Below are 26201 nucleotides of genomic sequence, written 5' to 3'. Positions count from 1 at the left end.
ACACTAGTTTAAAAGGAGTGGTTAGGTATGGTACAAGTTACATTCAAAGATCAACCGATTCATCTGTTAGGTTCAGAAGTGAAAATTGGAGATCAGGCACCAAATTTCACCGTGCTTGCGAATGATTTGAATCCTGTGACACTGGATGATTCAAAAGGTAAAGTGCGTTTGATCAGTGTTGTGCCTTCTGTTGATACAGGTGTATGTTCCATTCAGACGAAGCGTTTCAACGACGAAGCAACATCGCTTGGAGATGACGTAGAAGTCATGACGATTTCTTGCGATCTGCCATTTGCACAAGGACGTTGGAAAGAGGAAGAGAATGTGGAAAACTTACATTTGTACTCTGATCATCGTGATCTTTCATTTGGTAAAGCATTCGGTACAGCGATTGAGGAATTACGATTATTGACTCGTTCGATCTTTGTGGTCGATCGCGATGATCAAGTCGCGTATGTTGAGTATGTGAGTGAAGCGACTGACCATCCCGACTATGATGCAGCCATTAAAGCAGTGAAAGAACTGAATTAATTTAAAAACCCACCTGAAAAAGAGGTGGGTTTCTTCTTGGAGGAATTTACATGAACACTATAGAAAAAGTTTTTACGTATTACGACAATCATGCGTCGGCTACTGAAGGGTTGTATTTGGACGCTGTGCTCGAGGCGAGTGAAAAATGGCTAGATCAACCGTCGGCAGTAGACTTGCAAGATCCTGATAAAGAAGAAATCCGTAAAGGAATTCAGCTAGCCTTATTAAAAGGGTTAAAGCAGTCCACGCAAGCTCATCACCAAATGACTCCTGATACGATTGGCTTTTTGATAGGATATTTAGTCAATAAATTATTGGATTCAACGCAGCCGGTAACGTTATTAGATCCGGCAGCAGGAACCGGAAATCTTTTGTTTACAGTATTGAATCAATATAAAGGGGCCGCTTCGGCGAGTGCAGTTGAAATCGACGATGTATTGATTCAAATCGCTGCTGCGACAGCCAATTTATTGGAATTACCGGTATCATTTTATCTTCAAGACGCACTACGGCCGTTACCTATTGATGTAGTGGATGCGGTAGTGAGTGATTTACCTGTAGGTTATTATCCGGATGATGAAGTCGCTATGGATTATGAATTGATGGCGCCTGAAGGCCATGCTTTCTCTCATTATTTATATATTGAGCAATCCATGCGCTATGTAAAGCCAGGTGGCTACGGATTATTCATCGTGCCTTCTAGGTTGTTGACTGCTGAAGGTGCAGAACCTATCTTACACTTTGTCAAAGAACATAAATTATTGAGAGGTTTGCTTGAGTTGCCTTCTTCATTATTTGCAGATCAGCGTTTTGCAAAAAGTATATTAGTATTACAACAACCACCAAACGACCATTTTGTCCTGCCAGACGTGTTATTAGCGAAAATACCTGAACTGGGCAATGCAACCGCTATGCAAAAGTTTTTTGATAAACTAAGTGCGTGGGTGGAAGAAGGGGAGAAGTGACGAATAGTCATTTCTCTTCTTTTTTATTTCATGGATCTATTCGTGGAAAGGCAACGTATATCGCAGGAATTCAATTGCTTTTAAAATAGTTAGATACTATAATAAATTCAAACGTTCTACGACGTAATTATTTTAAGGGGTGGGTTTTTGTGCCGAAGATTTTGTCAATAAATGCGGGTAGTTCTTCTTTGAAGTTCCAACTGATTGAAATGACCAACGAAGAAGAAATTACCAAGGGGTTATTCGAACGCATTGGTTTAGAAAGTTCCGTTTTCACTATGACAACTGTCGAAAAGAAAATCGAGAAAGTGATAGATATAACAGATCATTTAATGGCTGTTGATATGCTGTTAGAACATCTACTTAGTGAAGGGGTCGTTTCGTCTTACGATGAGATTGATGGACTCGGTCACCGCGTAGTTCATGGGGGAGAGCTATACAGTGACTCAGTATTAATTACGGATGAAGTAATTGAAAAACTAGAAGAGATTTCAGGCTTCGCGCCACTGCATAATCCAGCGAATATTGTAGGAATTAAAGCGTTTCAGAAAGCGCTGCCAAACACACCTGCAGTTGCCATATTTGATACAGCATTCCATCAGACCATGCCTGAAAAAGCATTTTTGTATGCGTTACCATATGAATATTATGAAAAATATGGAATTCGCAAATACGGTTTCCATGGGACGAGCCATAAATACGTAACGGAACGCGCCGCAAAGATCTTGAACAGACCTCTTGAGGATACTCGTTTAATCTCATGCCACTTAGGTAATGGTGCGAGTATTGCAGCTGTTAAAGGCGGTAAGTCAGTAGACACGTCCATGGGCTTCACTCCATTAGCAGGCGTGATCATGGGGACACGTTCAGGAAATATTGATCCAGCCCTCATTCCATATATGATGGAGCGTACGGGCGAATCAGCTGAAGAAGTAGTCAACGTATTGAATAAAAAATCAGGACTACTTGGAATCAGTGGATTTTCAAGTGACTTGCGCGATATTACGGAAGCTGCAGAACAAGGCAACCACCGTGCGCAATTGGCTCTAGATGTCTTTACGGATCGTATCCACCAGCATATTGGGCAATACGCCGCAGGGATGGGCGGAGTGGATGCCATTATCTTCACAGCAGGAATTGGCGAGAACAGTGCAATCGTTCGTCAAAAAGTAATGAACGGTTTAGAATTCATGGGAGTCTACTTCGACCCAAGCCTAAATAACATTCGCGGTGAAGAAGCATACATCAGCTTCCCGCATTCACCAGTCAAAGTACTGATTATCCCAACAAATGAAGAAATCATGCTAGCTCGCGACACTGTGCGCATCGCAGGAATTCCAGTTCCAGAAGAAGCAGAAACAGTAGCGGCTGAATAAATAAAACAAAGTCCCGACCGTCAAAAAACTGACAGTCGGGACTTTTTGCAAGCTCGTAAAAGCAGTAGAGCGCATCACTACCGATTGCTGTTGCATTTGTTTGAATGGAGAGCGATGCTTTACACGTTACTGTCATATGAGACATAAGCGGTGCCTACACCCTAGCTTTATACGCAAAAAAACTGCCACAAGAAATCGAATAAACGACTTCTTGGACAGTCTGTAATTACTTATTAGCCTTGTAGATGTTCCGGTGTACGTACAACCAGTACATCACACTTCGCAGAACGAACGATATTCTCGGAAACACTTCCGATTAAGAAACGTTCTACACGGTTTAGACCTGTAGCACCACAAATAATTAAATCTGCTTGAAGTTTCTTCGCGATGTCACGTGGAATCAACGTCTTAGGAGAGCCATATTCTACGTGAACCTCCACATTTGCTACGCCTGCTGCAACCGCTTCATTGCGGTAGTCAGTTAACAATTCTTCAGCATATTTCTGTGCGCGCTCTGCAATTGAACGATCGTACGCTTCAACAGCTGCGTAAGAACGCGTATCAATAATATTAATCAAGTGAAGAGTTGCATCATTACGATCGGCAATTGCGATTGCTTTTTTGAATGCCCATTTTGCCTCATCTGAACCATCTACGGCTACGATAATATCTTTGTAAGTAAGTGCCATGTTATCACTCCATCCCTAAATTTAAATACTCTCTACACTATTCTTATTCTATACAGATTATGAGAGTCCTTCTTTTTTTGTCGAAAGATTTTATTTAAATCTAGAAACTGAAGATTGTATGGAAAAACGTTGAAAAAAAGAGGTAAAGCTATCTATTTTCTGATAAGATTAAATAGTCATGAATCGACAGTGAGATGATGAAAAAAGAATTTAAAGAAATTACCATTCTAGGAGGATTTTGCATGCGTATAGGTGTTCCAAAAGAAATCAAAAATAATGAAAACCGAGTGGCAATAGCCCCTGCAAGTGTTCTAACTCTATTAACAGCTGGTCATGAAGTATTAATTGAAAAAGGTGCTGGAATCGGTTCGAGCTTTCAAGATGAAGAATATAAAGCAGCAGGTGCGATGATCGTAGATTCAGCCGCTGAAGTATGGGAAGCGGATATGGTCTTGAAAGTTAAAGAACCTGCAGAATCAGAATATCAGTATTTCCGTGAAGGATTAATCTTATTTGCGTATCTTCACTTAGCACCAGAATTGAAACTAACACAAGCATTACTCGACAAAAAAGTAACAGCAATTGCGTATGAAACGGTTCAATTACCTAGTGGTGGATTACCTCTGCTAGCACCAATGAGTGAAGTGGCAGGCCGTATGGCAACGCAAATCGGTGCACAGTACTTGGAAAAGACGAAAGGCGGCAAAGGGATTTTGCTCGCTGGGGTACCAGGTGTGTCACGTGGGAAAATCACGATTATTGGTGGCGGACAAGCCGGTACAAATGCTGCGCGTGTGGCAATCGGAATCGGCGCACATGTAACGATTTTAGATCTATCAGTAGAGCGTGTACGTCAGCTTGACGAGATCTTCGGAGAGCATATTCAAACACTGGTATCCAATCCATTTAATATCGCTAAGGCAGTGAAAGATGCGGACTTGGTGATCGGTTGCGTTCTAATTCCAGGTGCAAAAGCGCCAACTCTCGTAACAGAAGAAATGGTGAAGTCTATGAGCCCTGGCTCCGTAGTCATTGACATCGCAATTGACCAAGGCGGAATTTTCGAAACGTCTGACCGTGTCACGACACACGATGATCCAACTTACACCAAACATGGTGTCATTCACTACGCAGTAGCGAACATGCCGGGTGCAGTTCCACAAACATCCACTATGGCACTGACAAACGTGACGATTCCGTACGCTCTTCAAATCGCGAACAAAGGCGTGAAAAAAGCATGTACAGACAACGAAGTACTACGTAAAGGGATCAACACACTAGCTGGACATATTACGTACAAAGCAGTAGCAGAAGCACAGGAACTACCTCACGTTGACGTGGAACAGGTACTAGAAACGATTTAATCCAAATACAAAAAGACCACTACATAAAATAGCGGCCCTAGACTGAAGACAAACCCTTGAAATGGAGTCTGTCTTCAGTCTTTTTCTATTTTTTAATCTCCAATAACCTTCAACTCTTTAGGGAACTTCGTCAACACCTCGACGCCGTCTTTCGTCACATACAAATCATCTTCAATACGCACTCCTGTTACAGTCGGATCATAAATACCTGGCTCGATTGTGAACACCATGCCTTCTTGAAGTGGCATATCATTTGTTCCTGTCAAAGAAGGGAACTCATGAACGGAAATACCAAGACCGTGTCCGATACGATGCGGGAATAATTCGCCATATCCTGCTTCTTCGATAATTGCCCGTGCAGCATGATCTACCTCCAGAGCTAATGTGCCGGGGCGTACTACGTCGATTGCTGCTTGCTGTGCCTTTTTAACCGTCTCATAAATTTTACGCTTTTCTTCTGTCGGCTCACCAAATGCAATCGTTCGCGTAATGTCTGAGCAATATCCTTTATACACGACGCCAAGATCAAATAAGATGAAATCCCCTTTTTCGATTTTTTTCTGCCCTGGTATACCATGAGGTGAGGCGGTTTTTGTACCCGAAACGATAATAGTATCAAACGACATTTTCTCTGCGCCTTTTCGTTTCACAGCTTGTTCTACAGCTTGGACTATTTCCAACTCCGTTTTACCTTCAGCGATTTCATTGCAACCTACTTCGATTGCATAATCAGCCAATTCAGCTGCTTTACGTAAGTGCTGGAGTTCCGTCTCATTTTTGATCAGACGATTTTTAGCTAGTTCATCATCCAATTTGGCGAATTGTAAGGTAGGGAAACGCTCTTGCAAAATTTCGAATCGATCCACAGTTACATGTTCTTTTTCGATTGCGAGCAATGAGAATGTAGAGATCCGTTCCGTGATGGCTTGATCTAAAAATTCGAATGCATTATCTGTATCTTTGTATCCAATTACGTCAAATTTCCAACCGATTGCTTTCACATCTGGAACTTCCATAGCAGGACAAATCACAAATGGATCCGCTTCTTTGGAAATAACTACACCTAATAGCCGCTCGTGGGGATCACTACGAAAATCAGTCAAATAAAATACATTATCCGGATTTGTTATGAGTGCTGCATCTACGTCATGTTTCTCTAAGAAATCTTGTACTTTTTGAATGTTCGTCAAAATATTACCTCCTCTGTTTTGGATAGTATAACAAATAAGAGGGTTTTACGCTTTTATATAGAAGGTATAAAGAGAGTAAGTAATTAAAATGAGGAGTGTGATCGTTGTGAAAATTTCATACCATGGTCATTCGATCGTGAAAATTGAGACGAATGGAAAGACGATTTTAATCGATCCTTTCATTACAGGTAATAAATTAACGGATCTTAAAGCGGAAGAGGAAAAGCCAGACGTGATATTGCTGACACACGGACATAATGACCATGTAGGCGATACAATGGAAATTGCGAAAAGAGAAGATATTCTAGTCGTAGCACCTAACGAATTGGCTGTTTACCTTGGATTCCAAGGCTTAACTACACATGGAATGAACATTGGCGGAGCCAAAGAATTTGATTTCGGTACCGTAAAATATACACAAGCATTCCATAGTTCTTCTTATACAACGGAAGATAATGAAATTATTTACACCGGTATGCCCGCGGGTTTACTATTGACCATCGAAGATCAAGTAATTTATCACGCAGGAGATACTTCGCTGTTTAGCGATATGAAACTATATGGGGAAGAAGGAATTGATGTAGCGTTCTTGCCGATTGGCGATAATTTCACGATGGGTCCTAAAGATGCCGCAAAAGCAGTCGAATTGTTGAAACCAAAGCTCACCGTTCCTGTCCACTTCAATACATTCCCACCAATCGAATTGGATCCTGAAGACTTCAAGTCACTTGTGAAAAATCATGAAGTGAAAATAATGGAACCAGGGGAATCGATTGACTTGTAAACGATAAATCAAATAATCACGGTCTAGGGCGTATTGTTCACGTCTTAGACCGTTTTTTTGTTGGTTTTATGGTATGATTATCAAAAAGCTGAAACCTTAAATCAGGTCGAAGAAAAAGGTGAAATCATGTCAACTAAACACGAGCAGATTTTGCGCTATATCGAAAGTTTGGCCGTAGGAGAAAAGATCTCTGTCCGCCAAGTTGCGAAAGCATTAGAAGTCAGTGACGGAACTGCTTACCGCGCAATAAAAGAAGCGGAAAATCAAAAATTGGTGAATACTATTGAACGTGTAGGTACAATCCGAATCGAAAAAAAGAAAAAAGAAAATATTGAGCGTTTGACATTCGCAGAAGTCATTAACATTGTAGACGGTGTCGTGCTAGGTGGTCGTGATGGCTTACATAAAACATTAACGAAATTTGTAGTGGGGGCCATGCAACTGGAGGATATGATCCGCTATATCGATGCGGGCAGTCTGTTAATTGTAGGGAATCGTTTAAAAGCACATGAAATTGCGATTAAGGCGGGGGCTGCTGTCCTCGTGACGGGTGGCTTCGATGCAACCGATGAAGTGAAGCGGCTGGCAGACGAGATGAACTTGCCTGTTATTTCAACGAGTTATGATACCTTTACAGTTGCAACTATGTTGAACCGAGCGATTTATGATCAGTTGATCGAAAAAGAGATTCTATTAGTAGAGGATATTTTGACGCCATTGGCAAGAGCAGTGACATTATCTCCTGAAGACTCCGTCGATCAATTTTACGAAGTGAATCACCAAACATCTCACTCAGCCTATCCTGTGGTGAAATCTGACGGCACGTTAGTAGGGATTATCACATCCCGCGATGTCGTCAGCAATCCAGACGTACACACTGTCGGGAAGGTCATGACGCCTGGACCGATCACGGTAAACGGAAAAATGAGTGTGGCATCAGCAGGGCACAGCATGATTTGGGAAGGTATTGATTTAATGCCTGTCGTGAATGAAGCTGGAATTTTGGAAGGGATCATCAGTCGTCAAGATGTCCTAAAAGCATTGCAAATGACGCAACGTCAACCGCAACAAGGAGAAACCATTGATGACATCGTCAAGAACCAAATGAAAGCTATTACAAATTCACCTGAAAAAATCGAATTCTCCGTTGTCCCACAAATGACCAATCAATTCGGTTCATTGTCTTACGGAGCGATGCTAACGATTCTGACAGAAGCAGGAAGTCGTATGATCAAGCTTCAAAAACGAGGCGAAAGTATGCCAGAGAACGTGACGATTTATTTCATCAAACAAGTGCAGCTTGGCGCGTCAGTCACAGTAGAATCAAAGATCATTCACATGAGTCGCCGATCCATCAAGCTGGAAATCCAATTGACATCAAACGACGATATGGTAGCGAAAGCCATGGGAACATTCCAACTTTTTGAGAAATAAAAAACTGATGTCAATTGACATCAGCTTTGTTTAGTTCACGTTCCTCAGCGACAAACTGCTTATAATGTTTCTGCGCGTTAAAATTAAATATGGCAACGTATCCGCCAAATAAAATAAATATAGCTGACACGATATATGTTAACGCGCCATCAAAGATGAGCAGTTGATTGATTCCGAAGAAAATCAATAGAGCGCCAAGTGCTGTGCCTGCCAAGCTTGCATACATCTTTTTACGAATGGGAAACATATGGCTTGTGCGAAATTGTCGTGTTTTGAAAACAAAATAGAATACGCCGGAAGCGACGATACCAAAAACAAAAAGAAAGTTAACCATTTCCATCGAAAAAGCCTCCATTATATACAAAATAACCTGCTATGTGATTGAGGTCCACTATATATTGTAGCGGCTTTTAATGGGAAATGCGAATACTTGTACAGAAACCTGGGGGAATATACATGAAACGACAAATCATTGACACAATTGAGAAATACGACAAAATCATCATCCATCGTCACGTCCGACCAGATCCAGATGCATATGGATCACAAATGGGGTTGAAAGCACTGATTGAAAAAAACTATCCACAAAAGCATGTACTGGCAGCCGGGATGCACGATGAACTGCTAAGTTATTTAGGGGATCCGAATACAGTGACCGAATCAGATTATGAAGATGCGCTTGTCATCGTGACCGATACAGCAAATACAGCTCGCATTGATGGATCGTTTTACGATAAAGGAGCTTTTTTATTGAAAATCGATCATCATCCTAACGAGGATCCATACGGGGATGCGCGATGGGTGAATACAGACGCGAGTTCTTGCTCCGAAATGATCTATACGATATATGAAGAAGGTCACGCGTCATACGGTTGGGAAATAACTCCGGAAGCTGCACGCTTTTTATTCGCAGGAATTGTAGGAGATACAGGTCGTTTCATGTTTCCAAGCACAACTGAAAAGACATTTGAAGTAGCCAGCTCATTGATCAAGCAACCTTTCGATCGTACGAAATTGTTCGCGGGAATGTATGAAATGGATCGAAAAATTTTACATTTGCAAGGATATATTTACCAAAACTTTACGATCGATGAAAATGGTGCAGCGTATATTATATTGACTCAAGATATTTTGGAGAAATTCGATGTCTCAGTATCCGAGACGTCTCAACTAGTTGGGTCACTTGGAGAGGTGAAAGGAATTTGTGCGTGGAGTATCTTTATAGAAGAGAATGACCAAATCCGTGTCCGCCTACGTTCGAAAGGTCCTGTGATCAATACATTAGCGATGCAGCACAATGGTGGCGGTCATCCATTAGCCTCAGGGGCTTCCGCATATTCATGGACAGAAGTAGATGAAATCATCGTCAAACTGCAAGAACTTTGCAGAAACTATTAAGCAGAGCTGAGGGATTGAAATGAACCTGATGTATCCGCAAATCGTAACGGGCGCAGACTTATTGCGTGGAATCGTAAAGTTAGACGAATTGGCTCCTCTTTTGCAAAAAAGAGGGGCTTCTTCTGCTGCCATCGTCAATAGTAAACTATATGGAGTTCGGTCATTCAGTAAAATGTTACGTAAGTACGGCATCCAGCCAGTCATAGGTTTGTCCGTTATAGTAGAAGTCGACGATCAGGAAGTGCTTCTATACATATATGCACAAAACGAAATAGGCTTCTCCAATCTAATGAAAATGAGCAGTGCTATTTCGACACGTGAAGAAGAGAACTTACCGCTCAATTGGCTTCATGCCTATCAGGAAGGGTGTATCATCATCTGTGCGATGACTGACTCCTCATGGGCGAACGCACGTAATGTACATGTGCTACAGTTACTGACGGAAAAAGTGTCTAGCGCTCCCACATTTATTGGAATTAGCCGGCCAGGCGGGGGAGCACATCCTGACGAAGAAGCAATCATTCAGTTGAGTGAAGAATGTCAATTGTCTATAGCGGCTTGTCAAGAAACACGCTTTCTCCATAAGGAAGATTTCCAAGCTTATGAAGTCGCAACAGCCATACGCAAAGGCTATAAACTGAGTGATTCAAACAAACCGCCTAATCGGTATCGACAAGCTTATTTGCCTGAACGAGAAGAGCTTGCAAATTGGTTCACTGAGTACCCTGAATGGTTACAGACAACGGAAAACATTATGAATTCCTGCGACGTAACTATCCAGAAAGAAGACTTTCTACTTCCAAAGTTTCCTATAGCAGACGGCAGAATGCCTATGGATTTGTTGGAGGAAAAGTGCCGGACAGGATTGCAACAACGTTTTCAGGAATTGCCAGAGGAATATGAAGAACGTCTGCGATATGAATTATCAATTATTGAACAAATGGGCTTTACAGATTATTTCTTAATAGTGGAGGATTATGTACGGTATGCAAAAACGGAAGGGATTCTAGTTGGCCCAGGACGGGGGTCTTCAGCAGGCTCTTTAGTCGCATTTGCACTTGGTATTACAGAAGTAGATCCGATTCAATACGGATTGTTATTTGAACGTTTTCTGAATCCGGAACGAGTGACCATGCCGGATATAGATATTGATTTCGCGGATCACCGCCGAACAGAAGTTGTCAATTATGTGGCAAACACGTACGGAAAACAATATGTCGCACAGATCATCACATTCGGCACACTTTCAACAAAAGCAGTCGCTCGAAACGTGGCTAGAGTCTTGGATTTCACACCTGAAGAAGTTCGATTTATGTCCAATGAATTGAATAGTAGACAGTCGTTTAAGGAAAACGTCAGGCAGTCCCAGAAATTACGTGACTGGATTCAAGTAGAGCCGCGAAGAGAAGTGTGGCAACAAGCCGCTGAACGTTTAGAAGATTTACCGAGAAATGCGTCCACTCACGCTGCGGGTGTTGTGCTGGCAGCCAAACCACTTGTCCATTATGTCCCATTGCAAATCGGATCGGATGAAGTGTTCCTGACGCAATGGGCGATGAAAGATGTAGAGGAAGTCGGTTTATTGAAAATGGACTTCCTCGGGTTGCGAAACTTAACCCTACTCGATAGAATCCATGCCATGATTCACTATAGTAAAAAGCAAGTGATCGACTTTGAACAGATACCGCTGAATGATCAAAAGACTTATAAACTATTTAAAGCAGGAGATACCACAGGGATCTTCCAGTTCGAATCACCGGGTATGCGTCGTGCACTACGAACGATACAGCCAGATAACTTTACAGATATTTACTCGGTCAACGCCTTGTATCGTCCGGGCCCAATGGAATTTATCCCACTTTACAGCCGACGGAAAAACGGACAAGAGCCGACTGTTTATGACATACCGGAGCTCGAACCTATCCTAGCTGAAACGTATGGCATTATTATTTATCAAGAACAGATTATGAAAATCGCAGTGAATATTGCAGGCTTTACCATGGCGGAGGCCGATCTTCTAAGACGAGCCATTAGTAAGAAGAATCAGCAAGTGCTAGAAGAAGAAAGACAGCATTTTATTGCCGGAGCGCGTCAAAAAGGGTTTGATCAAGGAAAGGCAAACAACGTCTATAATTTAATCGTGAAATTTGCGGATTACGGATTCCCCAAAAGCCATGCGGTGGCCTATTCACTGATTTCCTACCGCCTGGCATTCTTCAAAGCCAATGAACCGACGTATTTCTACGCAGCCTTTTTATCTTCTTTAATCGGAAGTAAAGATAAGATGATGGAAGTAATTCGTGAAATGAAGGCAAAAGGTATTCCGATACTTCCTCCCTCCGTCACGAAAAGCCGCTATTCACATACAGTGGAAGGACATGCGGTTCGTCTTGGTTTAGGCGCTATAAAAGGCGTTACTTTCGCCTTCTACCAGCAATTAGCTACTGCGCGTGAAAAGGGAAGTTGGACTTCTATGTTTGATATGGCGCTCTCCCTTGGAGCCGATCATTTTACAGAAAAAGCGATCATTCCGCTCATTAAAGCAGGTGCGCTTGACGATTTTAACCAGAGGCGCTCAGTGCTCCTCGCTTCAATAGATGCGGCTCATTCTCATGCACTTTTCATAGGGGATGATGCGTTAAGTGAGCAGTTTCAATTTAATTCACAACCTAAATATACACCAGGTGGCACGATGGATCAGATGACTATGCTTGGTTTTGAACATGACACATTAGGATTTTATTTATCTGAGCATCCTGTTGAACAATTAAAGCGAAATGCCTCCAGTCAAATACCATCTATTTCATCGCTATTTTCTTTACGTCCAGGCACCAAAGTACATTGTATGGGAATCATCCTGTCCATTAGACGGATTCGTACAAAAAAAGGTGAGGCTATGGCGTTTCTTACGTTACAGGATGAGACAGAAGAAATTTCTTGTACCGTATTTCCGAAACAATATGCACGAATCAGCGTCCATTTAAAAGAGCAAGCGTTTGTTCAAATTTCAGGAAGCATTGATTTTCGAAATCAATCCGTTCAATTGATAGTAGACCAATTATTGCCGCTTAGTCTCTCAGGAGAATGAAAGTGGTTTAGAAATCACGAATGCCATTCTCTTTAGTCCATCGTGACGCAATCTACGTCATGATGGACTAAACTTCGACTTTTTGACAAGCGAGCGTTCAGTCGGTAAGAAAAATGACGAAATAAAAACACTTGTAATTTCACGATATTGCTTTACGTAGTGCCGACTTTTTTGTATGCTTGTATGCAGGGTGGTCAGACCACTCTGTTGAAGGTATGAAAAAGGAGTTCTCCTCATGCAAAATTCACAATCATCATCCAAGCGTTTTTTGGATATTATCGGAGAACTGCAATCACTAATTAGCGAACAGAAAATTGAATATGGCGATAGGTTACCATCTGAACGTCACCTGGCAGAAAAACTACAAGTTAGTAGAACTGCAGTACGCGAGGCGTTGCGAAGTATGGAATTGCTAGGTCTCATTGAAACGAGGCGAGGCGAAGGAACGTTCCTATCCGATTTCAAAAAACATCAGTTAGTGGAAGTTCTCTCGACGTTTATTATGCAGCAAGCCCGATCCATCCAAGATGTAGTTGAAACCAGGATGATCCATGAGCGAGCAGCTATTACAACGATCACAGAAAATGAAGAACTGCGCATGCTACCTGTTTGGATAGGCATGCAAAGTAAATTGAGAGAAAGAGAGTCCGTGTTTTGGCGTGAAGATATGGTGCGCGAAACCATTGTCGCTACTGAAAACCGACTCTCCTTGAAAATTTGGTTTTTACTAAAACAGTATAGTGGTGTTTCTTTTGATGTAGCCATTGAGGCTGATGAGGAAATAGCTATAGTGCATGAACTGCTGGATGACATGATGGCCGGTAATACGGAAAAAGCCTTAATTTGTTATGAAAAATGGATGAATCAAGTTGAGGGAGAAAGAAGGGAAACGGAATGAGTATCAAAGAATTATTTAAAAAGAAACCAAAAATTGACCGACATACAATGCCCTCTGCCAAAAGTAAAGCAGATGTGCCAGAAGGAATTATGACGAAGTGTCCAGAGTGTAAGCACGTGATTTTGACAAAGGACCTATTGAAAAATGGTAAAGTGTGTCCATCTTGTCAGCATCACTATAAAATGACAGCACAAGAACGGATTGATCATTTATTTGACGACAATAGCTTTGAATCAATGGATGATCATTTGAAAACAGAAAACCCGCTAAATTTCCCTTCTTACACAGAAAAAGTAGAAGCGGATGCAAAAGCGACGGGCTTGAATGAAGCCGTTCTGACAGGCGTCGGAACGATTCAAGGTACACAAGTGGCTGTTGCGGTCATGGATGCACATTTCCGTATGGGATCTATGGGCTCAGTTGTAGGCGAAAAAATCACGAGAGCTGTAGAAAAAGCGACTGAATTAGGGATTCCCGTGATGATCTTTTCTGCAAGTGGTGGCGCCCGTATGCAAGAAGGCGTCATTAGTTTGATGCAAATGGCTAAAGTAAGTGTAGCTCTTGAAAGACATGCCAATAAAGGCTTATTGTATATTTCCATCATGACCTACCCAACAACAGGTGGTGTATCGGCTAGTTTCGCTTCAGTTGGTGATATTAACTTAGCAGAACCTAAAGCGCTGATCGGATTTGCTGGACGTCGTGTAATTGAGCAAACGGTACGTGAAAAACTGCCTGAAGATTTCCAGACAGCAGAATTTTTATTGAATCATGGTCAATTAGACGCGGTAGTCCATCGCAATGATATGCCAGACGTGATGAATAAAATCTTGAAGCTTCACGCACGAAAGGGGGCCGTACTTGTATGAGTAAAACACTAGCATTTGAAGAACCTATCGTAAAGTTGCGTGAAAAAATTAATGAGCTTGAAGAATATACAGCAATTAATGACGTAGATCTTTCATCTGAAATTGTCAATTTGAAAAGTCGTTTAGCCAAGCTGGAAACAGAGATCTATGAGAGTATGGAGCCATGGGATCGTGTACAAGTTGCACGACATCCTGAAAGACCGACGACAATGGATTATATTACTCGATTGTTCGAAGACTTTATCGAATTTCATGGAGATCGCAACTTCGGAGACGACGAAGCGATCATCGGTGGAATTGCTTCATTTGAAGAAACGCCTATTACCATCATTGGACATCAGCGTGGCAAAGACACGAAAGAAAATGTCAAAAGAAACTTTGGTATGCCACATCCTGAAGGATACCGCAAAGCGCTTCGTCTAATGAAGCAAGCGGAAAAATTCAATCGTCCGATTATTTGTTTCATCGATACAAAAGGTGCGTATCCTGGTAAAGCCGCAGAGCAACGTGGCCAAAGCGAAGCGATTGCTCGTAACTTAGTAGAAATGGCCGGGTTGAAAGTTCCTGTCATTTCCATCGTGATTGGGGAGGGAGGTAGTGGAGGTGCGTTGGCGCTAGGCGTAGCCAACCATATCCATATGCTCGAAAACTCTACCTACTCTGTTATTTCTCCTGAAGGAGCAGCGTCTATTTTGTGGAAGGATCCTTCACTTGCTAAACAAGCAGCGGAAGCGATGAAAATCACTGCACCCGATTTGAAAGAAATGAATATTGTGGATGAAATCATTCCTGAAGTACTTGGTGGAGCACATCGTGATGCAAACCAACAGTCTGTAGAGATGCGTAATACTTTACGAAGATCATTGAAAACATTATGCGAATTATCAGCAGAAGAGTTAATTGATAATCGATATACTAAATTCCGGAGTATAGGAGTCTTTTCGGAATAAAAGATGCGGGCAACCGCGTCTTTTGCTCGTACATACAAGTAATGAGTAAAGGGTGGGATCGACATGAAAAAAATTGCGGTCTTAACGAGTGGTGGCGACGCGCCAGGAATGAATGCGGCCATTCGTTCGGTAGTGAGAAAAGCACTATTTGAAGGATTGGAAGTTTCGGGTGTATTCAATGGGTACCAAGGGTTGATTGACGGCAAAATCGAGCAATTTCAGCTTGGTTCGGTTGGAGATATCATTCAACGTGGCGGTACCATATTGCGCTCTGCGAGATGTCCGGAGTTCATGACAGAAGAAGGTCGCGCCAAAGCGATGGAGCAAATCAAGCTCCATGCTATTGAAGGAATAGTCGTCATTGGTGGAGATGGGTCATTTAAGGGAGCCAATGAACTAGTAAAATTGGGCGTTCCTTGCGCTTGTGTTCCCGCGACAATTGATAATGATATTACGGGAACGGAATTTACAATCGGCTTTGATACGGCATTGAATACGGTAGTCGATGCAATCGATAAAATACGGGATACTGCAACATCTCATGAACGTTCTTTTATTATTGAAGTAATGGGGCGGGACGCAGGTGATCTAGCGCTATGGGCAGGTCTTGGCGGTGGTGCTGAATCGATTATACTGCCGGAGAAACCATTTGATGTAAACGCTGTGATTGATCGCCTTAAGAGCAGTACGAGTCGTGGTAAAAAACACAGTATTATCGTACTGGCTGAAGGTATGATGTCCGCTACGCAACTGGCAGATATATTGAAAAAAGAAGCGGGTGTCGAAACTCGTGTGTCCATATTAGGGCATATGCAGCGAGGTGGTTCGCCATCTGCACGTGACCGGGTAATTGCCAGTCAATACGGTGCAAGAGCTGTGGAAACACTCTTATCTGGAAAGAAAAGTTCTGCTGTTGGTATGAGAAATCATAAAGTGGTAGACTATAACTTAGAAGAAGTCTTTATAAAACGAGAAAAGTTGGACTTGTCATTAGTGGATTTGGCAGAAACATTATCTATCTAATTAGTCAGAGTCGACATGACGCAGAGGAGCGATAAGTAGTGAGAAAGACAAAAATTGTGTGTACAATCGGCCCGGCAAGTGAGTCGTATGAAGGACTTTTAGAGCTGATTGACGCAGGGATGAACGTAGCACGTCTAAATTTCTCCCACGGCACTCAAGAAGAGCATAAAGTACGGATAGAAAGAATTCGAAAAGCGGCAGCTGAAAAAGAAAAAGTGGTAGGGATCTTACTTGATACAAAAGGTCCTGAAATTCGGACACATAAGATGAAAGATGGTCAAATTGAATTAGTACGAGGACAAGCAGTAGACATCTCGATGAAAGAAGTGCTCGGTACTGCTGAAATGTTTTCTGTTACGTACGAGAAGTTAATTCATGATGTCGACCGTGGTTCGTTTGTTCTTTTAGATGACGGATTGATCGAACTTGAAGTAACAGGAAAAGATACGGACAAAGACTTAATTCATACAAAAGTGATCAACGCGGGTCCTTTAAAAGATAATAAAGGGGTCAACGTTCCGAACGTTTCTGTTCAATTGCCTGGTATTACGGATAAAGACAAAGAAGATATCTTGTTCGGTATTGAGCAGGGCGTAGATTTTATCGCGGCTTCTTTCGTGCGTCGCGCAACTGATGTCATTCAAATCCGTGAACTACTGGAAAATAATAATGGTGGACATATCCATATTGTACCTAAAATTGAAAATCAGGAAGGTGTCGACAATCTCGACGAAATCCTTCAGTTATCTGACGGTCTAATGGTGGCTCGTGGAGATCTAGGAGTAGAAATTCCAGCTGAAGAAGTTCCATTAGTTCAAAAAATGATGATTCATAAATGTAACCAATATGGTAAGCCAGTTATCACAGCAACTCAAATGTTGGATTCTATGCAAAGAAACCCACGCCCTACACGTGCAGAGGCAAGTGATGTGGCCAATGCGATTTTGGACGGTTCAGATGCTGTCATGCTTTCAGGTGAAACAGCTGCTGGAATGTATCCAGTCGAATCCGTAAAAGTGATGTGTAAAATTGCGTTATCTACTGAAGAATCCATGGACTTCCATTCCGTCGTTTCCACAAGAACGAGAGAAAAAGAAGGGAACCTTACGGAAGCAATTGGACAAGCGGCGTCTTATACAGCACTAAACTTGAATGTAAAAGCAATTTTAGCACCTACTGAAAGCGGTCATACAGCTACTATGATTGCGAAGTACCGTCCAGGTGTTCCGATTATTGCGGTTACACGTTCAGAAGTCGTCTCCAATAAGCTCACACTTGCTTGGGGTGTGTATCCAATCATCGGGAAGAAAGCGTTGGATATTGATGGTATTCTTCAAGAGGCCGTCGAAGAAAGTGTCAAGCATCAATATGTAACGCATGGCGATGTAGTGATCATTACAGCAGGTGTACCGGTTGGACAAGCGGGTACAACGAACTTGATGAAATTACATGTGATCGGCGATTTAATCGGTCGCGGCCAAGGTATCGGCAAAAACGTTGCCTTCGGTCAAGCAAAAATCATCAAGAACTCACAGGAAGCCTTGTCACAAGTCAAAGAAGGCGACATTATTGTGACGCATTCTACAGACCGGGATATGTTTCCAGCGCTTGAGCGATGCGCAGGTATCATTACCGAAATTGGTGGATTGACTAGTCATGCAGCAGTGGTTGGATTAAGTCTAGGTGTACCTGTAATAGTAGGTGCGGAAAACATTACATCCGTTATTAAGAATGGTAGTGACATTACAATGGATGCAGCAAGCGGCGTAATCTATAATGGTCACGCGAAAGTATTGTAAAAATATATAGACCGCTTCTCATAAAGAGATAGCGGTCTTTTTTGGAGGTTACTATATGAAATGGTTAGCGGCATTATTCATCATCGTACCGACTGCTGAACTGGTAGTACTCATGGTTTCCGGCAAAACACTCGGGATTATGCCTACGATAGTAATAATTATTGCAACAGGAATTGGTGGCGCTTATCTGGCGAAGAAACAAGGGCTTCGGGCATGGCGTGACTTACAGTACCGTATGGCCAATAGAGAAACTCCTGGCAAAGCGTTAGTCGATAGCGTGTGTATTTTACTAGGTGGTTTATTATTACTCATGCCTGGTTTTATTACGGATATTATAGGATTATTATTGTTGTTTAGCGGTCCGCGTAAAATATTGTATCCGTTTATCGTCAAGTGGATTTACAATAAAATACGTTCTGGTCAAATCCGAGTTATGTAAATGTAGGATGTTCCTTTACTTTCAACGCGATAAACAAGAAGAATGGTAAAAACATGATCCCGTATAATCCGAATAAATAAACAGCGCAAGCGGTAATGATAAATGAGTGTACGGTCCGTAATTTGAAGGCATGTGCCCACAACAGCGATTCAATGATCTGTCTGCATACTAGTAAAATAATGTAGAGAACCAACAAACCAATCGCTGAGTACATGTCATCAATATAGAATGAAAAAGCAATCATCGGTAAAAATGCCAGCCCGATACCTAAGAATGGAATACTATCGACTAATGAAATCAAAAATGCTTTTGTTAAAAAAGACTCAAAATCAAGCAACCAGAAACCGGCCGCCATTAAAATAAATGTTATGAAAAACAGTCGAATCTGAACGGAAAAGAAATGTCCCATCAAACGGCTTGACCTATCAAAAATCCTGCTTGCTACCTGTCTGAAGTTTTTAGGGAAGTAAACTAAAAACCAAAACCGATTGGTAGCACTTTCTCGTAAAGCGAAAAAATAAGCAATAATAAATAAAAATGTACTGAAAATCTGTTGGAAAGTCTTTTGTAGTAAACTGATGATCCCTTCCATCGCCTCATGACTCATTTGAATAAATTGTTCTGCTGCCGCATGCAAATTCCAACCTTTACTATCCATCATTTCGATAATGATCCCTAATTGATCTTCCATAGTCCAAATGACAGAAATCAATCCATTGATTGATAGGAATATGAAGGTGTATACTAAAGAGGCAAGCACCCCCATTATGACTAAAGCAGCTAAAAAGGCCGGCAGTTTTGTAAGAGCAATTACAGAATTCATGAGCGGAGCAGTGAAGAAGGCGAAAACAATCGCGAATCCAATAGGTGGGATCACGATGAGGAAAATCACGATCAGTAGAGCCGGCAACCATTGACGGGCATAGGTTTGGAAGCGCTTGGATTCGATGGATATCATGCGGATTTGTCCATTCCTTTCTGGTAATAATAAATAAAAAACATCTTTACCATTCACAAAACCGTTTAAGTTGCTTATAATGGACTTTGTAAGCGTTTTAGATAAAAATATAAATAGCAGATGGTCATCGTTCTGCACTCCGCTTCAGGGAGATGACTAAACTGGGAAGAAGGAGCGAATATCATGACAGCAACAAAAGGTTTGGAAGGTATCGTGGCAGCACAAACTCAAATTAGTTCCATTATCGATGACACTCTTACATATGTAGGGTATGGCATCGATGATTTAGCAGAAAATGCTAGTTTCGAAGAAGTAGTGTATCTACTTTGGCACAAACGTTTGCCGAACGAAAAGGAACTAGCTGAATTGAAACAGCAATTAGAAGATAACGCAGAAATTCCACAAGGGGTTCTGGATCACTTCAAAACGTACCCAATCGACAAAGTGCACCCAATGGCAGCACTTCGTACAGCTATCTCGCTTCTAGGATTATACGATGAAAAAGCGGAAGATATGTCACCAGAAGAAAACTACAATAAAGCAGTTAAGCTTCAGGCTAAAGTTGCTACTGTAGTGACTGCATTCGCACGGATCAGAAAAGGACAAGAGCCAGTAGCACCTAAAAAAGGTTTAAGCTATGCGGCAAACTTCCTTTACATGCTTTCTGGGGAAGAGCCTGCTGATATCGCTGAAGAAGCATTCAATAAAGCACTTGTACTACATGCAGACCATGAATTGAACGCATCTACGTTCACAGCGCGCGTATGTGTGGCGACTCTATCTGATATGTATTCTGGTGTCACTGCTGCAATTGGCGCTCTTAAAGGCCCATTACACGGCGGTGCAAACGAAGCAGTTATGAATATGCTTATGGAAATCGGCGATGAAGATCAAGTCGAGCCATATGTTCGTGAAAAACTAGCTAACAAAGAAAAAATCATGGGCTTCGGTCACCGCGTATACCGTCAAGGTGATCCACGCGCGAAGCACTTACGTGAAATGTCTAAGCGATTGACTACTCTTCGCGGTGAAGAAAAGTGGTACAATATGTCCGAAAAAATCGAAGAAATTGTCACTGGAGAAAAGAAATTGCCTCCAAATGTTGATTTCTACTCCGCTTCGGTATATCATTCATTAGACATCGATCATGATATTTTCACACCTATTTTTGCAGTTTCTCGTTTTTCAGGATGGATCGCACATATTCTGGAGCAATACGAAAACAACCGCTTGATCCGCCCACGTGCAGAGTACGTAGGACCAGGCATGCAAAAGTATGTTCCAATCAATGAACGATAAAAAATAGTAAATTCGTGGGGCGGTATCTCGTATACCGGCCCACTGATTTTGAAATCAGGAGGATATCAATAATGGCTAACGATGGAAAGATTACAGTAACTAACGGTGTTTTAAACGTCCCAGATCACGCAACGATTCCTTTCATTATAGGTGACGGCACAGGTCCGGATATTTGGCATGCGGCTTCACGCGTAATCGAAGCAGCTGTTGAAAAGGCTTATGACGGGAAAAAGAAAATTAATTGGAAAGAAGTTCTTGCTGGAGAGAAAGCATTCAACGAAACTGGTGACTGGCTTCCAACAGAAACTCTTGACACAATTAAAGAATATCTGATTGCGATTAAAGGACCACTCACTACGCCGATTGGTGGAGGATTCCGTTCATTGAACGTAGCATTGCGTCAAGAACTGGATTTATACACTTGCTTGCGTCCGGTTCGTTATTTCGAAGGAGTACCATCACCCGTGAAACGTCCTGAGGATTGTGACATGGTTATTTTCCGTGAAAACACAGAAGATATCTATGCGGGTATCGAGTACCAAGAAGGTTCTGACGAAGTAAAAAAATTAGTTAATTTCCTTCAAACTGAGTTAGGTGTTAAAAATATTCGTTTCCCTGAAACTTCAGGTCTTGGGATCAAACCAATTTCTGAAGAAGGCACTAAGCGCCTTGTGCGCTCAGCGTTGAACTATACGATCGAAGAAGGCCGTAAATCTTTGACGATTGTACACAAAGGAAACATCATGAAGTTCACAGAAGGCGCATTCGCGAACTGGGCATACGAGTTAGCTGAAGAAGAATTCGGCGACAAAGTATTCACATGGAGAGAATATGACCGCATTAAAGATGCTGACGGAACAGATGCTGCTAATAAAGCGCAATCTGATGCAGAAGCAGCTGGCAAAATCATCGTAAAAGATGCAATTGCTGACATCTTCTTGCAACAAATTCTGACACGTCCAAAAGAATTCGATGTAGTAGCTACAATGAACTTGAATGGTGACTACGTTTCTGATGCGCTTGCAGCACAAGTAGGCGGAATCGGAATCGCACCAGGAGCGAACATTAACTACGAGTCTGGACATGCGATCTTTGAAGCAACTCACGGTACAGCACCGAAATATGCAGGATTGGATAAAGTAAACCCTTCATCCGTATTGCTATCAGGTGTTATGATGCTTCAACACCTTGGCTGGACTGAAGCGGCTGATCTAATCACTGCTTCTATCGAGCAAACAATTGCGTCAAAAGTAGTGACATACGACTTCGCACGTCTAATGGACAATGCGACAGAAGTAAGCACTTCTGGATTCGCTGATGAATTAATCAAAAACCTATAAGCGTTACAAAAGAGGGGGATGAGAATCCCCCTCTTTCTACTATCTTGTTCTGAAAAAGGAGAGTTTTACATGTCATTGAAGCGTAAAAAAGTATCGGTTATCGGATCTGGTTTTACTGGAGCAACAACTGCATTCCTTTTAGCTCAAAAAGAACTATGTGATGTCGTCCTCGTCGATATTCCAGCTATGGAAAATCCGACGAAAGGCAAAGCATTAGACATGTTGGAAGCTGGCCCGGTTCAAGGGTTTGATGCGAATATTATCGGCACATCCAATTATGAAGACACAAAAGATTCTGATGTAGTGGTCATTACTGCCGGTATTGCACGCAAACCCGGAATGAGCCGTGACGACTTAGTACAGACAAATCAAAAAGTCATGAAATCAGTAACAGCTGAAATTGTTAAGTATTCACCTAACACGAAGATTATTGTGTTAACGAATCCAGTAGATGCCATGACATATACTGTGTACAAAGCGTCTGGGTTCCCTAAAGAACGTGTGATTGGTCAATCAGGTGTACTGGATACAGCTCGTTTCCGTACGTTTGTCGCACAAGAATTAAATCTTTCAGTAAAAGATGTAACAGGCTTCGTTTTAGGTGGTCACGGAGATGATATGGTGCCTCTAGTTCGTTATTCGACTGCTGGTGGTGTACCTTTAGAAAACTTGATTCCTGCTGGTCGTTTAGAAGAAATTGTAGATCGTACACGTAAAGGTGGAGCTGAAATCGTCAATCTATTAGGTAATGGTTCTGCATATTACGCGCCAGCTGCTGCCTTGGTTGAAATGACAGAAGCTATTTTGAAAGATCAAAAACGTGTCTTACCATCGATTGCGTTTCTAGAAGGCGAATACGGCATGAACGGTATTTATTTAGGTGTCCCGACAGTGTTGGGTGCAGAAGGTATCGAAAAAATCATTGAACTTGAATTAACCGAAGACGAGAAAATGGGACTTCAAAAGTCCGCTGACTCTGTACGTACTGTAATGAGTGTTCTGGCGTAAAATTATAGGTTGAAGATCGGACAGCTATCTAGCCGTCCGATCTTTTTTCATGTTAGCTCGATTTTTCATGAGCGGATTGTTATAATTTACTTATTGAAGTAATTTTCAGCTTTTTCATTGATGACTTTAGAAATACAGGAGGGGTTTATTTGTTGAAGAATAAACGTAAATCGATAGGAAAAGAAATCACGGAGTTAGAAATCGGTGAAAGGTTACACTTGACCGAAAAGATTGAAGATAAAGATTTGATGTTGTACCTAGGGTTGACTAATGATGCCAATCCACTTTATTTGCAACATGATTACGCAGCGGAGACGATCTATGGACAACCCATAGTCCCACCCATTATGTTGACGGGTATTGTGACAGCCGCCATATCTAAACACATGCCTGGACCCGGTGCGCATATTATTCATCAGCAACTGCATTTCCCTAAGCCTGTCTATCATTACTCCATCGTTGAATTCTTTCTGGAAATTACGAAACTTGATATTCAGTCAAATCAAGTAACTATCCAAGTAGATGCAACGGATCAAGAAGGAGAACGAATTATGAGCGGAGAAGTAGTGGTCATCGCTCCGCAAAAACAACCTGTCAAGGCAGTGCAAACGAAAGGATCTGCGAATGAAAATTAATCAGCAAAAGATTTTGATTGTGGAAGATGAACAGTCTATACAGAAATTGCTTGCATTCACATTGCAACAAGCGGACTATAACACGGTACTTGCGAGTGATGGAGAAGAAGCTGTCGAAAAAGTATTGGACGAAAAACCTGATTTAATTATTTTGGATTTAATGTTACCGAAAATAGACGGAATAGAAGTTTGCCGTATGCTGAGAAAAGAAGATATTCAAACACCGATCATCATGTTGACTGCTAAAGGTGAAGAAATGGATAAAATCATCGGCCTGGAAATGGGTGCGGACGATTACATGACAAAGCCTTTTAGTCCACGTGAAGTAGCAGCCAGAGTTCGTGCGGTTCTGAGGCGGACGGGTGAACGTAGCCATACGAAAGAGAAGAAATTGGTTGCGGGTCAGCTGACAGTGTATCCTGAACGCTTGGAAGTGTATTTAGGCGAAACACTACTAGAGTTTACGCCGAAGGAATTTGAGTTGCTTGTGTATTTCATGAGGAATCCGAATCGCGTGTTCTCCCGTGACCAGTTGCTACAAGCGGTATGGAATTATGAGTTTGCAGGAGATTCTAGAATTGTTGATGTACATGTGAGTCATCTGCGCGATAAAATCGAAGAAAATACGAGAAAGCCGCGCTATATCAAAACAATGAGAGGCGTCGGTTACAAGTTTGGAGAGTAAAACTAGATGAAGTACTACTACACAAAAATTTTAACTGTATCCGCAGTCATCTTATCTATACTATTAATTGTGCTAGGAATTATCTTAGGACAATTTTTTCATTTATTTGGGAAAAATGTAGATGCGACCATACAACAAGTCTATTGGGTGTACTTGCTATTTACGCTCGTACTAGTATTTGTTGTGATGATGTTTGTGATCGCGAAAATTCTTCAGCAATATGTGCAGCCATTTGATCACTTTACAAGTGTCGTGCATCAATTGGCGCAAGGAAACTATTCAGTGCGAGCGCATAATGAAGATAGTGAAATCAATCACCAACTAACGAATTCCATTAATCAAGTAGCTCAGAAACTACAAGGGAACTCTGCACTTCGCGCTATGGAACAAGAGCGTTTAAACACATTGGTCAGTAGCATTGGAAGCAGCCTGTTGATGTTTGGAAGACAAGGTGCTGTCAATTTGGTCAACCGTGTGTTTGAAGAAACTTTCCAGCGTAATGGAGAGGAACTGATGGGGAAAACGTTTAAAGATATTGGCTTACCTTCAGATATTGAAAAAGAAATTGAAACGATATTTTTAACGGAAGAAGTGCGCACGTTCCAGTCTCAAGTAGTACTAGCAGAAGGCGTTTGCCATTTAGACGTATACGGTGCACCTGTCATTGGTGAAAATGGCAATTGGCTTGGCATCGTGATCATTATGCATGATATTACAGAGTTGGTTCATCTCGAGCAAATACGTAAAGATTTTGTGGCGAATGTATCCCATGAATTAAAGACACCTGTTACTTCGATTAAAGGCTTTTCAGAGATGTTGCTCGATGGGGCGGTGGAAGATCCTGTGGTCAGGCGTGATTTTCTGGAGATTATGTATAAAGAAAGTAATCGCCTACAATTATTGATTGAAGATTTATTGCGCTTATCGAGCATGGAGCGCGGCAGTTTTGAAATCACACGAGAGCCTGTGGATGTGATGGAAGTAGTCGAGCAATCCATCAAAGTCGTTCAAAAGAGAGTGCAAGAAAAAGAGATGCGAATCGATTTGCATGTGCCCGAACAAGTAATCATTCTTGCGGATCACGATCGGTTAGTGCAGGTGATGGTGAATTTATTGAATAATGCCATTGCCTATTCGCATGAAAAAACGACCGTGACGGTTTCCGTAAAAGAAATTGATGACTATGTGGAAATTACGGTTCGCGATCAAGGGATTGGTATCATGCCTTCAGAGCTCCCCCGTTTATTTGAACGTTTTTACCGCGTAGACCGTGCGAGAAGCAGGGAGTCGGGCGGTACGGGATTAGGTCTTGCGATTGTAAAGCACATTGCTGAAGCGCATCAAGGCGTCGTCACAGTGGACAGTGAAGTGGGTGTCGGTACTGTTTTCCGTATCCAGCTACCTACCCATGAACAACTGTAATAAAGAAAAATGAAACTTACTTGACTACTGTTCCGTACAGTAGTCATACATAGAAAA

The 26201-nt window shown here is 41.9% G+C and carries 24 protein-coding genes; 20 read left to right on the top strand and 4 right to left on the bottom strand.

Features of this window, described 5'->3' with window-relative positions:
* The first annotated feature begins 27 nt into the window (after positions 1-27).
* The 3 genes from tpx to CSV61_RS15220 all read left to right on the top strand — a co-directional run bounded on the left by tpx (position 28) and on the right by CSV61_RS15220 (position 2872).
* Positions 28-531 carry a thiol peroxidase gene (gene tpx / locus CSV61_RS15230; protein WP_099639915.1) on the top strand — a complete coding sequence of 168 codons (504 nt, stop codon included), beginning with the start codon at positions 28-30 and terminating at the stop codon, positions 529-531.
* Positions 532-581: 50 nt separating this feature from the next.
* Positions 582-1496 (top strand): class I SAM-dependent methyltransferase, encoded by a 915-nt coding sequence (locus CSV61_RS15225; protein ID WP_099639914.1) that lies wholly within the window; start codon positions 582-584, stop codon positions 1494-1496.
* A 149-nt stretch (positions 1497-1645) separates the two neighbouring features.
* Positions 1646-2872, top strand: coding sequence for an acetate kinase (locus CSV61_RS15220; protein ID WP_099639913.1), 1227 nt, complete (start codon positions 1646-1648; stop codon positions 2870-2872).
* Positions 2873-3105: 233 nt separating this feature from the next.
* On the opposite strand, the gene CSV61_RS15215 is transcribed toward CSV61_RS15220, so the two are convergent.
* Positions 3106-3561 carry a universal stress protein gene (locus CSV61_RS15215; protein ID WP_099639912.1) on the bottom strand — a complete coding sequence of 152 codons (456 nt, stop codon included), beginning with the start codon at positions 3559-3561 and terminating at the stop codon, positions 3106-3108.
* 242 nt (positions 3562-3803) lie between these two features.
* Here CSV61_RS15215 and ald point away from each other — a divergent pair, with 242 nt between their 5' ends.
* Positions 3804-4925, top strand: a complete 1122-nt coding sequence (gene ald / locus CSV61_RS15210) for an alanine dehydrogenase (RefSeq protein WP_099639911.1) — start codon at positions 3804-3806, stop codon at positions 4923-4925.
* Positions 4926-5017: 92 nt separating this feature from the next.
* Here ald and CSV61_RS15205 read toward each other — a convergent pair whose 3' ends face one another.
* Positions 5018-6115, bottom strand: coding sequence for a M24 family metallopeptidase (locus tag CSV61_RS15205; protein WP_099639910.1), 1098 nt, complete (start codon positions 6113-6115; stop codon positions 5018-5020).
* A gap of 106 nt (positions 6116-6221) precedes the next feature.
* On the opposite strand from CSV61_RS15205, the gene CSV61_RS15200 reads away from it, so the two are divergent.
* Both CSV61_RS15200 and CSV61_RS15195 read left to right on the top strand, forming a co-directional pair.
* Positions 6222-6899 carry a metal-dependent hydrolase gene (locus CSV61_RS15200; RefSeq protein ID WP_099639909.1) on the top strand — a complete coding sequence of 226 codons (678 nt, stop codon included), beginning with the start codon at positions 6222-6224 and terminating at the stop codon, positions 6897-6899.
* Positions 6900-7025: 126 nt separating this feature from the next.
* Positions 7026-8333 carry a DRTGG domain-containing protein gene (locus CSV61_RS15195; RefSeq protein ID WP_083035867.1) on the top strand — a complete coding sequence of 436 codons (1308 nt, stop codon included), beginning with the start codon at positions 7026-7028 and terminating at the stop codon, positions 8331-8333.
* Between the two features lie 10 nt (positions 8334-8343).
* Here the strand turns inward: CSV61_RS15195 and CSV61_RS15190 are convergent, their stop codons facing one another.
* Positions 8344-8673: a YtpI family protein gene (locus CSV61_RS15190; protein ID WP_099639908.1), complete on the bottom strand. Its 330-nt coding sequence runs from the start codon at positions 8671-8673 to the stop codon at positions 8344-8346.
* 116 nt (positions 8674-8789) lie between these two features.
* On the opposite strand from CSV61_RS15190, the gene CSV61_RS15185 reads away from it, so the two are divergent.
* From CSV61_RS15185 to CSV61_RS15150, 8 genes are all read left to right on the top strand, one after another.
* Positions 8790-9731: a DHH family phosphoesterase gene (locus tag CSV61_RS15185; protein WP_099639907.1), complete on the top strand. Its 942-nt coding sequence runs from the start codon at positions 8790-8792 to the stop codon at positions 9729-9731.
* A 19-nt stretch (positions 9732-9750) separates the two neighbouring features.
* A complete protein-coding gene (locus CSV61_RS15180; protein WP_099639906.1) occupies positions 9751-12819 on the top strand; it encodes a DNA polymerase III subunit alpha in 3069 nt (1022 codons plus the stop codon).
* 235 nt (positions 12820-13054) lie between these two features.
* Positions 13055-13717 carry a FadR/GntR family transcriptional regulator gene (locus CSV61_RS15175; RefSeq protein ID WP_099639905.1) on the top strand — a complete coding sequence of 221 codons (663 nt, stop codon included), beginning with the start codon at positions 13055-13057 and terminating at the stop codon, positions 13715-13717.
* Complete coding sequence (gene accD, locus CSV61_RS15170; protein ID WP_099639904.1) at positions 13714-14586, top strand: acetyl-CoA carboxylase, carboxyltransferase subunit beta; 873 nt, start codon at positions 13714-13716, stop codon at positions 14584-14586. The genes CSV61_RS15175 and accD overlap by 4 nt, the downstream gene beginning before the upstream one ends.
* Complete coding sequence (accA, locus tag CSV61_RS15165; RefSeq protein WP_083032265.1) at positions 14583-15536, top strand: acetyl-CoA carboxylase carboxyl transferase subunit alpha; 954 nt, start codon at positions 14583-14585, stop codon at positions 15534-15536. Before accD ends, accA begins: the two co-directional genes overlap by 4 nt.
* 63 nt (positions 15537-15599) lie before the next feature.
* A complete protein-coding gene (pfkA, locus tag CSV61_RS15160; protein ID WP_099639903.1) occupies positions 15600-16559 on the top strand; it encodes a 6-phosphofructokinase in 960 nt (319 codons plus the stop codon).
* Positions 16560-16597: 38 nt separating this feature from the next.
* Positions 16598-18358: a pyruvate kinase gene (pyk, locus tag CSV61_RS15155; protein WP_083032259.1), complete on the top strand. Its 1761-nt coding sequence runs from the start codon at positions 16598-16600 to the stop codon at positions 18356-18358.
* Positions 18359-18413: 55 nt separating this feature from the next.
* Entirely contained in the window at positions 18414-18797 is a 384-nt protein-coding gene (locus tag CSV61_RS15150) for an FxsA family protein (RefSeq protein ID WP_083032256.1), read from the top strand.
* Here CSV61_RS15150 and CSV61_RS15145 read toward each other — a convergent pair.
* Complete coding sequence (locus CSV61_RS15145; protein ID WP_143561107.1) at positions 18790-19893, bottom strand: AI-2E family transporter; 1104 nt, start codon at positions 19891-19893, stop codon at positions 18790-18792. The genes CSV61_RS15150 and CSV61_RS15145 overlap by 8 nt on opposite strands.
* Before the next feature lie 45 nt (positions 19894-19938).
* Between CSV61_RS15145 and citZ the strand changes: the two genes are divergently transcribed.
* The 6 genes from citZ to pnpS all read left to right on the top strand — a co-directional run bounded on the left by citZ (position 19939) and on the right by pnpS (position 26144).
* The gene (gene citZ / locus CSV61_RS15140; RefSeq protein WP_099639901.1) at positions 19939-21054 is read left to right on the top strand and encodes a citrate synthase; all 1116 of its coding nucleotides are present in this window, start codon (positions 19939-19941) and stop codon (positions 21052-21054) included.
* Between the two features lie 68 nt (positions 21055-21122).
* Complete coding sequence (icd, locus tag CSV61_RS15135) at positions 21123-22394, top strand: NADP-dependent isocitrate dehydrogenase (RefSeq protein ID WP_255408213.1); 1272 nt, start codon at positions 21123-21125, stop codon at positions 22392-22394.
* A gap of 69 nt (positions 22395-22463) precedes the next feature.
* Positions 22464-23402 carry a malate dehydrogenase gene (gene mdh / locus CSV61_RS15130; protein ID WP_099639900.1) on the top strand — a complete coding sequence of 313 codons (939 nt, stop codon included), beginning with the start codon at positions 22464-22466 and terminating at the stop codon, positions 23400-23402.
* A 149-nt stretch (positions 23403-23551) separates the two neighbouring features.
* Entirely contained in the window at positions 23552-24037 is a 486-nt protein-coding gene (locus CSV61_RS15125) for a MaoC/PaaZ C-terminal domain-containing protein (protein WP_099639899.1), read from the top strand.
* Positions 24027-24722 (top strand): response regulator transcription factor, encoded by a 696-nt coding sequence (locus CSV61_RS15120; protein WP_099639898.1) that lies wholly within the window; start codon positions 24027-24029, stop codon positions 24720-24722. Before CSV61_RS15125 ends, CSV61_RS15120 begins: the two co-directional genes overlap by 11 nt.
* Before the next feature lie 6 nt (positions 24723-24728).
* Positions 24729-26144, top strand: coding sequence for a two-component system histidine kinase PnpS (gene pnpS, locus CSV61_RS15115; protein ID WP_099639897.1), 1416 nt, complete (start codon positions 24729-24731; stop codon positions 26142-26144).
* The last annotated feature ends 57 nt before the right edge of the window (positions 26145-26201 follow it).

The sequence above is a fragment of the Sporosarcina sp. P3 genome, assembly GCF_002743415.1.
Taxonomy (GTDB): Bacteria; Bacillota; Bacilli; order Bacillales_A; family Planococcaceae; genus Sporosarcina; species Sporosarcina ureae_A.
Note: the sequence above shows the minus strand (reverse complement) of the source record. Positions and strands in the feature narration are given on the sequence as shown.

What these genes read in the sequence shown, in the direction of transcription:
- tpx (WP_099639915.1), top strand. Translation starts at nt 28, where the DNA reads ATGGTACAAGTTACATTCAAAGATCAACCGATTCATCTGTTAGGTTCA.
- CSV61_RS15225 (WP_099639914.1), top strand. Translation starts at nt 582, where the DNA reads ATGAACACTATAGAAAAAGTTTTTACGTATTACGACAATCATGCGTCG.
- CSV61_RS15215 (WP_099639912.1), bottom strand. Translation starts at nt 3,561, where the DNA reads ATGGCACTTACTTACAAAGATATTATCGTAGCCGTAGATGGTTCAGAT.
- ald (WP_099639911.1), top strand. Translation starts at nt 3,804, where the DNA reads ATGCGTATAGGTGTTCCAAAAGAAATCAAAAATAATGAAAACCGAGTG.
- CSV61_RS15195 (WP_083035867.1), top strand. Translation starts at nt 7,026, where the DNA reads ATGTCAACTAAACACGAGCAGATTTTGCGCTATATCGAAAGTTTGGCC.
- CSV61_RS15190 (WP_099639908.1), bottom strand. Translation starts at nt 8,673, where the DNA reads ATGGAAATGGTTAACTTTCTTTTTGTTTTTGGTATCGTCGCTTCCGGC.
- CSV61_RS15185 (WP_099639907.1), top strand. Translation starts at nt 8,790, where the DNA reads ATGAAACGACAAATCATTGACACAATTGAGAAATACGACAAAATCATC.
- CSV61_RS15180 (WP_099639906.1), top strand. Translation starts at nt 9,751, where the DNA reads ATGAACCTGATGTATCCGCAAATCGTAACGGGCGCAGACTTATTGCGT.
- CSV61_RS15175 (WP_099639905.1), top strand. Translation starts at nt 13,055, where the DNA reads ATGCAAAATTCACAATCATCATCCAAGCGTTTTTTGGATATTATCGGA.
- accD (WP_099639904.1), top strand. Translation starts at nt 13,714, where the DNA reads ATGAGTATCAAAGAATTATTTAAAAAGAAACCAAAAATTGACCGACAT.
- accA (WP_083032265.1), top strand. Translation starts at nt 14,583, where the DNA reads ATGAGTAAAACACTAGCATTTGAAGAACCTATCGTAAAGTTGCGTGAA.
- pfkA (WP_099639903.1), top strand. Translation starts at nt 15,600, where the DNA reads ATGAAAAAAATTGCGGTCTTAACGAGTGGTGGCGACGCGCCAGGAATG.
- CSV61_RS15150 (WP_083032256.1), top strand. Translation starts at nt 18,414, where the DNA reads ATGAAATGGTTAGCGGCATTATTCATCATCGTACCGACTGCTGAACTG.
- citZ (WP_099639901.1), top strand. Translation starts at nt 19,939, where the DNA reads ATGACAGCAACAAAAGGTTTGGAAGGTATCGTGGCAGCACAAACTCAA.
- mdh (WP_099639900.1), top strand. Translation starts at nt 22,464, where the DNA reads ATGTCATTGAAGCGTAAAAAAGTATCGGTTATCGGATCTGGTTTTACT.
- CSV61_RS15120 (WP_099639898.1), top strand. Translation starts at nt 24,027, where the DNA reads ATGAAAATTAATCAGCAAAAGATTTTGATTGTGGAAGATGAACAGTCT.
- pnpS (WP_099639897.1), top strand. Translation starts at nt 24,729, where the DNA reads ATGAAGTACTACTACACAAAAATTTTAACTGTATCCGCAGTCATCTTA.